11 protein-coding genes are annotated in these 13,680 nt (G+C 65.1%); 2 read left to right on the top strand and 9 right to left on the bottom strand.

The features are described 5' to 3' along the window. Entirely contained in the window at window positions 1-1,317 is a 1,317-nt protein-coding gene (locus GGR23_RS16775) for a dihydrolipoamide acetyltransferase family protein (RefSeq protein WP_183367482.1), read from the top strand. A 1-nt stretch (window position 1,318) separates the two neighbouring features. Next, window positions 1,319-2,713 (top strand): dihydrolipoyl dehydrogenase, encoded by a 1,395-nt coding sequence (gene lpdA, locus GGR23_RS16780; protein ID WP_183367484.1) that lies wholly within the window; start codon window positions 1,319-1,321, stop codon window positions 2,711-2,713. Between the two features lie 18 nt (window positions 2,714-2,731). Here lpdA and GGR23_RS16785 read toward each other — a convergent pair whose 3' ends face one another. The 9 genes from GGR23_RS16785 to GGR23_RS23535 form a co-directional block, all read right to left on the bottom strand. Further along, complete coding sequence (locus GGR23_RS16785) at window positions 2,732-3,187, bottom strand: Lrp/AsnC family transcriptional regulator (RefSeq protein WP_183367485.1); 456 nt, start codon at window positions 3,185-3,187, stop codon at window positions 2,732-2,734. A gap of 160 nt (window positions 3,188-3,347) precedes the next feature. Continuing rightward, a complete protein-coding gene (locus tag GGR23_RS16790) occupies window positions 3,348-4,694 on the bottom strand; it encodes a UDP-glucose dehydrogenase family protein (RefSeq protein WP_183367486.1) in 1,347 nt (448 codons plus the stop codon). Window positions 4,695-4,708: 14 nt separating this feature from the next. Continuing rightward, window positions 4,709-5,674, bottom strand: coding sequence for a UDP-glucuronic acid decarboxylase family protein (locus tag GGR23_RS16795; protein ID WP_183367487.1), 966 nt, complete (start codon window positions 5,672-5,674; stop codon window positions 4,709-4,711). 283 nt (window positions 5,675-5,957) lie between these two features. Beyond that, window positions 5,958-6,722 (bottom strand): enoyl-CoA hydratase-related protein, encoded by a 765-nt coding sequence (locus tag GGR23_RS16800; RefSeq protein ID WP_183367488.1) that lies wholly within the window; start codon window positions 6,720-6,722, stop codon window positions 5,958-5,960. Further along, window positions 6,722-7,579 carry a hydroxymethylglutaryl-CoA lyase gene (locus tag GGR23_RS16805; protein WP_183367489.1) on the bottom strand — a complete coding sequence of 286 codons (858 nt, stop codon included), beginning with the start codon at window positions 7,577-7,579 and terminating at the stop codon, window positions 6,722-6,724. The genes GGR23_RS16800 and GGR23_RS16805 overlap by 1 nt, the downstream gene beginning before the upstream one ends. A 2-nt stretch (window positions 7,580-7,581) precedes the next feature. Continuing rightward, window positions 7,582-9,570 (bottom strand): ATP-binding protein, encoded by a 1,989-nt coding sequence (locus GGR23_RS16810; RefSeq protein ID WP_183367490.1) that lies wholly within the window; start codon window positions 9,568-9,570, stop codon window positions 7,582-7,584. A gap of 11 nt (window positions 9,571-9,581) precedes the next feature. Further along, window positions 9,582-11,189: a carboxyl transferase domain-containing protein gene (locus tag GGR23_RS16815; RefSeq protein ID WP_183367491.1), complete on the bottom strand. Its 1,608-nt coding sequence runs from the start codon at window positions 11,187-11,189 to the stop codon at window positions 9,582-9,584. Continuing rightward, window positions 11,186-12,352 (bottom strand): isovaleryl-CoA dehydrogenase, encoded by a 1,167-nt coding sequence (locus GGR23_RS16820; RefSeq protein ID WP_183367492.1) that lies wholly within the window; start codon window positions 12,350-12,352, stop codon window positions 11,186-11,188. The genes GGR23_RS16815 and GGR23_RS16820 overlap by 4 nt, the downstream gene beginning before the upstream one ends. A gap of 219 nt (window positions 12,353-12,571) precedes the next feature. Next, entirely contained in the window at window positions 12,572-13,609 is a 1,038-nt protein-coding gene (locus GGR23_RS23535; protein ID WP_183367493.1) for an HWE histidine kinase domain-containing protein, read from the bottom strand. Window positions 13,610-13,680 lie beyond the last annotated feature (71 nt).

Consider the following 13,680-nt stretch of genomic DNA (forward strand, 5'->3'; position numbering starts at 1 on the left):
ATGGCGATGCAAACGATCAAGATGCCCGATGTGGGCGAAGGTGTCGCCGAGGCGGAAATCGTGGAATGGCACGTGAAAGTCGGCGATCTCGTGCGCGAGGACGACGTGCTGACCGCGGTGATGACCGGCAAGGCGACGGTGGAGATCCCCTCACCCGTCGAAGGCAGGATCAGCTGGATCGGACCGGCCATCGGCGACATGGTTCCCGTGGGAACCCCGATCCTCCGGATCGAACATGCCGACGAGGGAGAAGACCATGCCGGCGCGGACGAGGACATACCGGCGCTGGCGCCGGACGCCGCGACCGAAAGGCCGGCAGCGGCTCCCCAGCCCGCCGAAGCCGCACCGGCACCGGCGCGGATGCAGACGGAGCGGCCCGCGCCTGCGGCCGCTGCCGCACCCGCAGCAAGGCCCGTCCATACGCCCGGCGCTCCGAGAGCGGAGGGCGAAAAGCCCCTCGCCTCCCCGGCAGTGCGCCTTCGGGCGCGCGAGGCCGGTGTCGATCTGCGGCAGGTTCCGGGTACCGGCCCGGCAGGGCGGATCACCCACGAGGATATCGATCTTTTCCTGGAGCAGGGTCCCGTAGCGCCGGCCGCTGCAGGCCGCAAGGCCGATCTCTCCGTCAAGGAGATCAGGATGGCCGGTCTTCGCCGGCGCATCGCCGAGCAGATGAGCCGCTCGAAGAGCCGCATTCCGCACATCACCTATGTGGACGAGGTGGACATGACGGCACTGGAGGAGCTGCGCGCCGGCATGAACAGGACGCTGAAGCCCGGACGCGTGAAGCTCACCCTGCTGCCCTTCCTGATGCGGGCCATGGTGAAGGCCATCGCCGATCAGCCGATCTTCAACGCCCTCTATGACGACGAGGCCGGCATCATCCGCCAGCACGGCGGCGTCCATATCGGTATCGCGGCCCAGACCCCCTCGGGGCTGATGGTGCCGGTTGTGCGGCATGCGGAGGCCCGCGACATCCACGATTGCGCCCGGGAAGTGGTGCGCCTGAGCGAGGCGGCACGGACGGGCACGGCGCTCCGGGAAGAACTTTCGGGATCGACGATCACCATCTCCTCCCTCGGCGCGCTCGGAGGGATCGTGTCCACGCCCGTCATCAACCACCCGGAGGTCGCGATCATCGGCGTCAACAAGATGGCGATCCGCCCGCACTGGGACGGCACGCAATTCGTGCCGCGCAAGATGATGAACCTCTCCTCCAGCTTCGATCACCGCGTGATCGACGGCTACGATGCAGCAACCTTCGTGCAGCGCATCAAGGCGCTGCTCGAAAACCCGGCCATGATCTTCGTCGAGGACTGACATGAAGGAAATCCACTGCAAGCTTCTCGTCATCGGCGCCGGCCCCGGCGGCTATGTCGCGGCCATCCGTGCCGGCCAGCTCGGAATCGACACGGTCATCGTCGAGCGCGCCCGCCCCGGGGGCACCTGCCTCAACATCGGCTGCATTCCGTCGAAGGCGCTGATCCACGCCGCCGAGGACTTCCACGCGGCCGTGGGCCGGGCCGGGAAACCCTCGCCAACCGGCCTCAGCCACGGCGCGCCGAGCCTCGACTTTTCGGCGACACAGGCCTGGAAATCCGGCATCGTCGGCCGTCTGACGGGGGGCGTGGCGGCCCTTCTCAAGAAGGCCGGCGTGAAGACCGTCGTCGGCCACGCCCGTTTCCGTGACGGCCGGACGGTGGCCGTCGAGACCGAGATCGGGACGCAGGTGATCCATGCGGAAAACACCATCATCGCCACCGGTTCCGCCCCCGTGGAGCTTCCCGTGCTGCCCTTCGGCGGCAACATCATTTCCTCGACCGAGGCATTGTCGCTCGGCGCGGTGCCGGAAAGCCTGACGGTCATCGGCGGGGGCTATATCGGCGTCGAACTCGGAACCGCCTATGCCAAGCTTGGCGCCAGGGTGACCATCGTCGAAGCACAGCCTCGGATCCTGCCGCTTTACGATGCGGCTCTTGTGCGTCCCGTCGAGAAGCGCCTGGCATCGCTGGGCGTCACCCTTCTCACCGGCACCCGGATCAAGGGCGGCTCCGAGGATGGCCTGGTCACGATCGAGGGGACGGATGGCCGGCCGCGCGAGATACGCGCGGACAAGGTACTCGTCACCGTCGGGCGTCGCCCCGTCACCGAAGGCTGGGGCAGGGAGGAACTGGTGCTCGACATGGCCGGGCCGTTCATTCGCATCGACGAGCGCTGCCGCACCTCCATGCGCGGCATCTACGCGATCGGCGACGTGACCGGCGAGCCGATGCTTGCCCATCGCGCCATGGCACAGGGGGAAATGGTGGCGGAGCTGGTCGCCGGCCGTTCCCGTCTTTTCGACAAGCGCGTCATCCCGGCTGTGTGCTTCTCTTCACCGGAAGTGGTGAGCGCCGGACTGTCGCCGGAGGAGGCAAAGGCCGCCGGTTACGAAACCGTGCAGGGGCAGTTCCCCTTCCTTGCCAACGGACGCGCGATGACGCTCGGCTCGGACGACGGCTTCGTCCGGATCGTCGCCCGGGCGGACAATCATCTGGTGCTCGGCATCCAGGCGGTTGGGGAGCATGTGTCCGAACTGTCTGCCGCCTTTGCGCTCGCGATCGAAATGGGGGCGCGGCTGGAGGATGTGGCCGGCACGATCCATGCCCATCCCACGCTTTCGGAGGCCTTCCCCGAGGCTGCCATGGCCGCCCTCGGCCACGGCCTGCACATGTGAGCGTGACGGCGCTGCCGGTCAGCCGATCGGCAGCGCCGTCTTGTAGACGACGCGGCGCAGCGCGGAGCTGGAGCGGATCGACTTCACCTGCTTCATCTTGATCAGGCGCGAGCGGAGAAGCTCCTCGAATTCGTTGAGATCACGGGTGACCACGCGCAGCAGATAGTCGTAATCGCCGGTCATCAGGTAGCATTCCATCACCTGCGGGATGGTGGCGATATCCCGCTCGAAGGAGGAAATGTTCTCGTCATCCTGGCTGACAAGCTGGACGGAGACGAAGACGCTGACCTTGAGTCCCAGTTTTTCCTGGTCGAGCAGCGTGACGTAGGACTGGATCACGCCATCCTTTTCCAGCTGCTTCTGCCGGCGCTGGACAGGAGACGGCGACAGGTGGATTTTGTCCGCAAGCTCGATGGATGTGAGGCGCGCATTGGTCTGGAGCGCCTTCAAGAGCTGAAGATCCTTGTCATCCATGCGATTCGAGTTCCTCCCCCTGACGCGAGGAGCGAGTTAGCCCTCCGATCGGGCGATTGGCAAGCGAAAGTCCCGACAAGGCGGCCTCTCCCACCGCTTTCGGTCCCGCGCGACGGACCGGCGCTCCCCGACCCTATCCTTGCCCTCGCCCGGCCCGCGGCTATTCCGCAGCCAGCGACTGGCTGAGAATGGGCGCTCCCGTGTTCTTGCGGCCGATGCACCAGTATTCGAAACCCGCCTCCGTGACCGCTTCCTCGTCATAGATGTTGCGCAGGTCCACCAGGAGAGGCAGCCGCACGCGCGAGCGGAGCTTCTGAAGATTGAGATCGCGGAATGCGCTCCACTCCGTCAGCACCACCACGGCGTCGGCACCGTTTGCCACGTCGTAGGGATCGTTCACATATTCCACGTTCCCCAGGATGGCCCTGGCATTGTCCATCGCCTCGGGATCGTAGGCCCGCACGATCGCACCGAAATCCTGCAGCGCCTGGATGACCGGAATGGCCGGGCTGTCGCGCATGTCGTCGGTATCCGCCTTGAAGGCGAGGCCGAGCACGGCAATCGTCTTGCCGCGCACATTGCCGTTGCAGGCATCCACCACCCGCAGCGCCATGGCGCGCTTGCGATGCTCGTTCACCTGGATGACGGTCTCCACCGTCCGCAGCTGCACGCGGTAGTCGCGCGCGGTCTTGGAGATCGCCAGCGTATCCTTCGGGAAGCAGGAGCCGCCATAGCCGGGCCCGGCATTGAGGAACTTCTCGCCGATGCGGCTGTCGAGGCCGATGCCATGCGCCACATCCCGGACATCGCCGCCGACGGCCTCGCAAAGATCCGCGATCTCGTTGATGAAGGTGATCTTCATCGCCAGAAACGCGTTGGCGGCATATTTCAGAAGCTCGGCAGACCGGCGGGAGGTCTGCAGGATCGGAACGCCCTCGAAAGCCCCGGCGTCATAGATCCTGGAGATGATCTCGCGCGCCCATTCGTCCTCGCTGCCGATCACGATCCGGTCCGGGCGCATGAAATCGTTGATCGCGACCCCCTCGCGCAGGAATTCCGGATTGGAGACCACCGAAAAGCGGATGTCCCGCCCGGCGGCTCTGAGGATGCGCTCCACCTCGTCGCCCGTTCCGACCGGAACGGTGGACTTGTTGACAACGACGAGGTCGCCCGTTGCCTTTTCCGCGAGCGAGCGGGCGACGGCGTAGACATACTTCATGTCGGCATGGCCGTCCGTTGCCCGCGGCGGCGTTCCGACGGCAATGAAGGCGGCATCCGCATCCCTGACGGCTTCGGACAGGTCCTGGGTGAAGGACAGGCGGCCTGCGGCGAGATTGGTCTTCACCAGCACGTCCAGCCCCGGCTCGTAGATCGGCATGATGCCCTTGCGGAGCCGTTCGATCTTCGCCTCGTTGTTGTCGACGCAGACCACCTCATTGCCCGTTTCGGCAAAACAGGCTCCGGCGACAAGCCCCACGTATCCTGATCCGATAATGACGATTTTCATCTGGGATACTCCAATTAGGCCCGGCCGGCGCTGGAAAAGGACGGCATGTCTACGAACTGGCGGAAATAATCGATGGTCTTCTCGAGGCCCTGGCGCAGCGGCGTCCGGGGCTCCCACCCCAGATGATCCCGCGCCCGGGAAATGTCGGGGCAGCGCTGGGTCGGGTCGTCCTGCGGCAGGGGCAGATTGACGAGCTTCGAGGGGGATTTCGTCATGTCCAGCACGAGCTCGGCCAGCTCGCGGATGGTGAACTCGCACGGGTTGCCGAAATTGACCGGGAAGCTCACCGCGTCCGGCGCATTCATTAGGCGGATGATACCCTCGACGAGATCGTCCCGATAGCAGAAGGAACGGGTCTGGCTGCCGTCGCCATAAATGGTGAGGTCGTCGCCACGCAGCGCCTGGATGATGAAATTGGATACCACGCGGCCGTCCTGGGGATTCATGCCGGGACCGTAGGTGTTGAAGATCCGGACGACCCGGATGTTCAGCCCGTGCACCCGGTGATAATCGTACATCAGCGTCTCGGCGCCCCGCTTGCCCTCGTCGTAACAGGAGCGGATGCCGATGGAATTGACATTGCCCCAGTACTCCTCCCGCTGGGGGTGGACCAGTGGGTCCCCGTAGATCTCGGAGGTGGATGCCTGCAGCACCTTCGCTCCGGTCCGGCGCGCAAGCTCGAGGATGTTGAGCGTTCCCAGAACGCTCGTCTTGAAGGTGTAGATGGGATCCGCCTGATAATGGGGCGGGGACGCGGGTGAAGCCAAGTTGAATATCTCGTCATAATTCCCATCCAGCGGATCGATGACCGACTGCTCGATGAGTGAAAATCCGTTTCGCCCTATAAAGCGGCGAATGTTTGCCTTGGTTCCCGTGTAGTAGTTGTCGAGGCACGTCACCTGGTTTCCTTCATCCAGAAGACGTTCGCAGAGGTGGCTGCCCAGAAATCCAGCACCTCCGGTTACAAGTATTTTCTTCATCACTTGGTCCTCAGATAAACAAAAAAGAATAAATCGGCGAGCGCCCGACAATCCTGCTCAAGCGGGCCAATGAACTCTTAGGGTGGTGTACCGAAGCTCCAAGTCAAGCCAAAGACAGCTGTTTTCATCGCGAAAGAAGGCCATGCGGGCGTGATTCCGCACGCGAGGGCGACGGAGCCATTCCCGGGCCGGCCCGGTTCGTTAATCTCAATTTTAGCACGAGATTTTCTTCAAGCCCATGGCCGCCCGTTCACCGTCGGGGAACTGTGCGTTGCCGGGAGGTTCACGGGTTCAGAAAGCGGCGGATGCGCGATTGCGCCTCTTCGCTTTCCCACCGGTCGGCCAGTGCCTTTTCGCTGAAGGCGACGGGATCTTCCACTTCCCCCCGCGCCAGGGTGCGGATCAGGCTCTTGGCCTCGGAAATCGCGCCGGGCGCACAGTCGAGCAGCAGCGCGACCTCTTCCTCGACGGCGGCATCGAGCGCATCGGGCGCCGCGGAGCGCGAAACCAGCCCGAAGCGGAGCGCCTCGTCCGTGCCGAAACGGTGGCCATTGAGGAAGGTGCGGCGCGCCGCCCCCTCGCCGATGCGGCGGATCACATAGGGGCCGATGGTTGCGGGTATCAGGCCCAGCCGTGTCTCGGTAAGGGCGAAGCGGGCATTCTCGGCGGCAACGACGATATCCGCCACGGCCATCATGCCGACGCCGCCGCCAAAGGCATTGCCCTGCACCCGCGCGATCAGCGGCTTGGACAGGCAATCGAGCCGGGAGAGCATGGTGGAGAGCTGGCGGGCTCCCTCGATCTTACCGTGCCGGTCCCGGGCTGCCTGCGCCTGCATCCAGTTGAGGTCGCCTCCCGCGCAAAAGCTCTTTCCATGGGCGCTGAGAATGACCGCACGAACGGCCGGCGTGGCTTCGACGATATCGGCGGCCTCGACCAGCTCGTGCATCATCGCCTCGTTGAGCGCATTGTGCTTTTCGGGCCGCGCGAGGCGCAGTGTCGCCACTCCCCGTTCGTCCCAGCTGAGATCGATGGTTTCGAAGGACATCAGGCTACCTCCCTGAGACGGCGGACGAACGCTTCCGCTTCCGCCAGTGCAACGAGATCGATGCCGGTCCGGTAACCGGCCTCTTCCAAAAAGCGCACCACCGGGCCCGTCGCCACATTGCCCGCGGCGCCGGGAGCATAGGGGCAGCCGCCGAGGCCGCCCGCTGCCGCGTCGAAGACGCGAAGCCCCTTGCCGAGGGCGACCGCGATGTTGTCGAGCGCCCGCCCTCCCGTATCGTGAAAGTGCCCGGCAAGTCGGTCAGCCGGCACCCGTTCCAGCACGCAATCGAGCATGGCGCCGATGCGGTCCGGCGTCGCCCGGCCCAGCGTATCGCCCAGCGAAACCTCGTGGCAGCCTAGCCCGAGCAGCGTTTCCGCAACGCGGGCGACCGCGGCGGGTTCGACACGTCCCTCGTAGGGGCAGTCGGTGACGCAGGAGACATAGCCGCGCACGGGAATGCCGGCTGCCCGGGCAGCCTCCATGACCGGGCGGAAGCGCTCGATGCTCTCTTCGATCGAACAGTTGATGTTCTTGCGGCTGAAGCTCTCCGAGGCGGCGGCGAAGATGGCGACGCGGTCGGCTCTCGCCTGCCTTGCTGCCTCGAAGCCGCGCAGGTTCGGCGCAAGGGCGGTGTATTCGGTTCCGGGGCGCCGCGAAATGCCGGCCATCACCTCTGCCGCATCGGCAAGCTGCGGCACCCAGTCTGCCCGCACGAAGCTGGTCACCTCGATGCGGGGAAAGCCGCAGGCCGACAACAGGTCGACCAGCCGGATCTTGTCGGCGGTCGGGATGAGCGCCTTCTCGTTCTGAAGCCCGTCGCGCGGGGACATTTCATGGATGAGCACGAAATCTCCCATGATCAGCTTTCCCCGGCCGCGTCGAATGTGGCGATCAGCGTGCCTTCGCCAACCTGCTGGCCCTCCGATACGCCGACCGTCCTGACCTTGCCGTCAAAGGGCGCGGCGAGCGTGAGCTCCATCTTCATGGCTTCCATCATGGCGACCGGTTCGCCCGCCTTCACGATCTGTCCCGTTTCCACCATCAGCCGCTTGACGAGGCCGGGCATGGGAGCGGCAATGGTATCCCCGCCGGCACCGGTCGTCACACTGCCCTCCAGCGGATCGTGCAGGCGGAAGCGGTTTGCACGCGAGCCCCTGCGCAGTTCGACGGACCCGGCGGTCTCCAGAACGCGCCAGCGGCTCGAATGGCCGTCGCTCTCGACATGGAGGATGCTCCTCGAAAGCGGTTTCAGCCGGAAGGAAACCGTCTCGTCATCCCGCTTCGCCTGCCACTGCCCGGCGCTTCCCGGCAGGAGACGGATGCAGTGCGGCCCATGGCTGCCCTCGAGCAGGACCACTTCTTCCGCCTCGCCCCACAGCCTGAAACCGGCAAGCGAGGACCACGGATCGGCGTCGGCAGGGCGCTGGTGAAGGCCGGACAGGACGATGGCGGCAACGGCCTCCTCCAGCAGGGACGGCTGATCCTCGGCCACGAGCGCATCCTGCGCCCGGGCAATCAGCCCCGTATCGGGCCGGCCGTCGGCAAAATCGGGATGCCGTGCCAGCCGGGCGAGGAAGCGGCTGTTCGTTTCGACACCCGCCACCTCCGCCCCATCCAGCGCGGTCAGCAGCTTCGCAAGCGCATCCGCCCGCGTCTTCCCATGGACGATCACCTTGGCGATCATCGGATCGTAGAAGGGCGTGATCGTATCGCCTTCCCGGATGCCGCTATCGATGCGGGCTGTTGCTTCCGGCAGATGGAGATGGGTGATCGTGCCGGTGGAGGGGAGGAATCCTTTCGCGGGGTTTTCGGCGTAAAGCCGGGCCTCGAAGGACCAGCCCTCGATGGAAAGATCCTCCTGACGGAGCGGCAGCGGCTCACCGGAGGCAACCCGCAACTGCCATTCGACCAGATCCTGACCGGTGATCGCCTCCGTGACGGGATGCTCCACCTGGAGCCGGGTGTTCATTTCCATGAACCAGAACCGGTCCATGCGCAGCCCTTCCGAGGCATCGGCGATGAACTCGATCGTGCCGGCGCCGGAATAGCCTATAGCCCGGGCGGCGCGAACGGCGGCCTCGCCCATCGCCTGCCGCATCTCCGGCGGCATGCCGGGAGCGGGCGCTTCCTCGATCACCTTCTGGTGCCTGCGCTGCGCCGAACAATCCCGCTCGAACAGATGCACCACGTTGCCGTGATCGTCGGCAAAGACCTGGATCTCGATGTGGCGGGGATGGGAAACGTATTTCTCGATCAGGCAGGCGGGATCGCCGAAGCTAGCCTGCCCTTCGCGCTCGGCGCTTTCGAGTGCCGCCAGAAAGTCTTCGGGCCGCTCGACGCGGCGCATGCCCTTGCCCCCGCCCCCGGCGCGCGCCTTGATCAGCACCGGAAAGCCGATGCGCCGCGCCTCCTCGAGAAGGACGGCCGGATCCCGGCTTTCGCCGTGATAGCCGGGAACGACCGGGACGCCGGCCTGCTCCATGGCGGCCTTTGCGGCATCCTTCAGCCCCATGGCGCGGATGGCCGATGCGGGCGGACCGATGAAGCGGATCCCGGCTTTCGTCACCGCCTCGGCGAAATCGGGGTTTTCCGAGAGGAAGCCGTAGCCCGGATGAACGGCGTCGGCGCCGGTCCTCCGCGTAGCCTCGATGATGAGGTCCCCGCGCAGGTAGCTTTCCGATGCGGTCTGCCCGCCAAGCGACACGGCTTCGTCGGCCATGTCCACGAACAGTGCATCCTTGTCAGCATCCGAATGGACCGCAACGGTGGCAATCCCGAGCCTGCGGCACGTGCGGATGATGCGGACGGCGATTTCGCCGCGATTGGCAATGAGGACCTTGCTGATCACGTCCAGTCTCCTCACATCCGGAACACGCCGAAGCGGGTGTCGTCCACGGGGGCATTCAGCGCGGCAGACAGGCTGAGGGCCAGCACCTCGCGTGTTCTCGCGGGTTCTACGATGCCGTCGTCCCACAGGCGCGCGGACGCGTAGAGCGGATGACCCTGGGTTTCGAACTGGTCGATGACCGGCTGTCGGAAGCGCGCTTCGTCTTCGGCGCTCCAGTCCTTGCCTGCCCTTTCGAGCGCCTCACGACGGACGGTGGCCAGAACGCCGGCCGCCTGCGGGCCGCCCATCACGGAGATCCGGCTGTTCGGCCATGTCCAGAGGAAACGCGGCGAATAGGCCCTTCCGCACATGCCGTAATTGCCCGCGCCGAAGGAGCCGCCGACCAGCAGCGTGATCTTCGGAACCGAGGTGGTGGCAACGGCAGTGACCAGCTTGGCGCCATGCTTGGCGATCCCTTCTGCCTCGTATTTCCGACCCACCATGAAGCCGGTGATGTTCTGCAGGAAGACCAGCGGGATCCGGCGTTGCGAGCAGAGCTCGACAAAATGCGCCCCCTTCAGCGCGCTTTCCGAGAAGAGCACGCCGTTATTGGCGATGATCCCCACGGGAATGCCCATGACATGGGCAAAGCCGGTCACCAGCGTCGTGCCGTAGCGGGCCTTGAACTCGTCGAAGCGGGAGCCGTCGACCACGCGCGCGATCACTTCCCTGATATCGTAGGGGGTGGTGAGCGAGGCCGGCACGATGCCCGCGATTTCTTCCGGATCGTAGAGGGGCGCTTCGACCGGCTGAAGCGCCACGTCCGGGCGCTTCCGGTGATTGAGCGAGGCAATCGCGCGCCGGACCAGGGCGAGCGCATGGGCATCGTCCCGGGCCAGATGATCAGCCACGCCGGACAGCCGGGTATGGACATCGCCGCCGCCCAGCTCTTCCGCAGAGACCTCCTCGCCCGTGGCCGCCTTCACGAGCGGCGGGCCGGCGAGAAAGATCGTGCCCTGTTTCTCGACAATGATCGATTCGTCCGACATGGCCGGCACATAGGCGCCGCCGGCCGTGCAGGACCCCATAACCGCGGCGATCTGCGGGATGCCCGCAGCGGACATGCGCGCCTGGTTGAAGAATATCCGCCCGAAGTGATCGCGGTCGGGAAAAACCTCGTCCTGGTTTGGCAGGTTCGCCCCGCCGCTATCCACCAGATAGATGCAGGGCAGACGGTTTTCGGCGGCGATTTCCTGCGCCCGCAGATGCTTCTTGACGGTCATCGGATAATAGGTGCCGCCCTTCACCGTGGCATCATTGGCCACGATCATCACTTCCCGGCCCTCGACGCGTCCGATCCCGGTGATGATGCCGGCGGATGGAGAGGCCCCCTCGTAAAGCCCGTGCGCGGCCGTGGTCGCGACCTCGAGGAAGGGGGAGCCGGGATCGAGAAGGCGCTGGACGCGCTCGCGCGGCAGGATCTTGCCGCGCTTTTCATGACGGCTGCGGGCTTCCGCGCCGCCGCCGGCACGGGCGATCTCGATCGCGTGGCGAACCTCCGCAATCTTCTCGGCCATGGCAGCACGATTGGCAGCGGCCTCCGCGCTCGCCGGATTGTAGGACGACTTCAGGACAGTCATCGGGCGGTTTCCTTGAAGAGTTCACGCCCGATGAGCATGCGCCGGATTTCGGAGGTGCCGGCGCCGATCTCCATCAGCTTGGCATCGCGCAGGAGACGGCCGGTGGGGTTGTCGTTGATGTAGCCGTTGCCCCCCAGCGCCTGGATCGCCTGCAGCGCCTGCTGCGTTGCCTGTTCCGACGCATAAAGGCAGCAGGCGGCAGCATCCTGCCGCGTGACCTCGCCGCGGTCGCAGGCGGACGCGACGGCATAGACATAGGCGCGCGCCGAATTCATCGCCGTGTACATGTCGGCGATCTTTGCCTGGATGAGCTGGAATTCGCCGATCGCCTGGCCAAACTGCCGGCGCTGGTGCACATAGGGCATCACCACGTCCAGGCAGGCATGCATGATGCCGACGCCGATCCCCGCCAGCACCACGCGCTCGTAATCGAGCCCCGACATCAGCACCTTGACACCACCGCCCGGCGATCCGAGCACGTTCTCCTCCGGCACCTCGCAATCGGTAAAGACCAGTTCGCAGGTATTGGACCCGCGCATGCCGAGCTTGTCGAGTTTCTGCGCCGTAGTGAAGCCGGCAAAGCCCTTCTCCACCAGAAAGGCAGTAATCCCCTTCGGCCCGGCCGCGGGATCCGTCTTGGCATAGACCACCAGCACGTCCGCATCCGGTCCGTTGGTGATCCACATCTTGTTGCCGTTCAGCACGTAGCGGTCGCCGCGCTTTTCCGCCCTGAGCTTCATGGATACCACGTCGGACCCGGCGCCGGGCTCCGACATGGCAAGCGCACCCACATGCTCGCCGTTGCACAGACGCGGCAGATATTTCGCCTTCTGCTCGGTGTTGCCATTGCGGTTGATCTGGTTGACGCAGAGATTGGAATGGGCGCCGTAAGACAGAGCGGTGGAAGCGGAGAACCGGGCGAGTTGCTCGACGGCGATCACATGAGCGAGATAGCCGAGGCCCGAACCGCCGAATTCCGGATCGGCGGTGATGCCGAGAAGGCCGAGCGCCCCCAGTTCCGGCCAGAGATCGCGGGCAAATTCGTTGCTCCGGTCGATCTCGTCCGCTCGGGGGGCCAACCGCTCGCGACCAAAGCGCTCGACCGTCTCCCTGACCGCATCAACGTCTTCACCGAGCGCAAAGCGCATCGTTGCCTGAAACATGGAAACCGCTCCTCCGGGACAGCGCGGCATCTCTCCCGCTAGCCGCTCTACGTCCTTCTAAATCAATGACTTAAGCCATCACCTGGTGAAAAAGGATGCCACAGTCGAGCGGGCTTGAGAAGTGGCGAGACCGTCAAATTCTATTTTATTGTTACGTCGTTGCGCAATTTTATTGCTCATTTTGATCTCGGACGAAACAAGCGCCAAGCCTCGCTGCGCTCAGGCCAGATCTTCCATCGGAATGCGGATCCGACAGCGTATGCCCTCGGGGAGAAAATCCAGATCTGCCCCGCCGGCCGGCGAATATTGCAGGCTGCGGGTGATGACGGTCTGGCCGAAGCCGCTGTTGCCGGGGGTGCTTACCGGCGGGCCGCCGCTTTCGAGCCATTTCAGCTCCGCGTAGGCGCGGCCGGCCTCGCACAGAAGTTCGACATCGACCCGCCCCTCCGGCGCGGAAAGCGCTCCGAACCGGACCGCATTCGCCGCCAGTTCGTGAATGATGAGCCCGAGCGCAATCGCGGCCCGGGGCAGAAGGGCAATCTCCTGCGCCTTGAGATGGACACGCTTCGACACGTCGGGCGGAAAGGGCCGAAGCTCCGCCTTGATGATGTCGGCAAGCAGGATCGACGACCAGGACCGCTCCGCGAGCGTATTGTGCGTTTCAGCAAGCGCCCGCATGCGCCCGGAAAAGGCGGTCCGGAAACCTTCCACCGTCTCGGCCGAAGAAGCAGTGCGGTTGGAGATCGACAGCACGAGTGCGAGGGTGTTCTTCACCCGATGCTCGACTTCGCGCATCAGCTGTTCAGCCTGCTGCTCCATCAGCAGCTGACGGGAAATGTCGTAGAAGGTCATGGCAACCGCGGGACGGTCGCCGGCTTCGAAGGGCACGGCGACCACGCGCAGCACCCGCTGCACCCCGGCAAGGGGAAGACGCAGCTCGGACTCGCATCTGCCTGCCTGCAATGCCTTGGGAGCGAGAGACCGGAAGAGCGTCTCGGCGCCTTCCGGCACCGTTCGGGGGTTACGCTCGAGATCGCTCCGGGAGGGATCGGACTGGAGGAGACGCAGCAGCGCGGGATTGGCGTAAAGCAGGTCGCCTTGCGCCGAAACGGCCGCGACTGCGGCATCCTGCGCAGCCAGCAGCGATCGATGGGCCTCTGCCTCAGGCAGTTCCGGCAGCGCATCGGCGCGCTCCCGGTGCCATTTCGACTGGTTCAGGTCGAGGCGGTAACGGACCCGTGCATGCTTTTTTTCCACAAGATCTTTCCCACCCGCCTTCATACGCATGCCCATAATGCAAGATGGGGCCGAGGCCCCCTGACCGATCA

The organism is Gellertiella hungarica (genome assembly GCF_014197145.1).
GTDB classification, from domain to species: domain Bacteria; phylum Pseudomonadota; class Alphaproteobacteria; order Rhizobiales; family Rhizobiaceae; genus Gellertiella; species Gellertiella hungarica.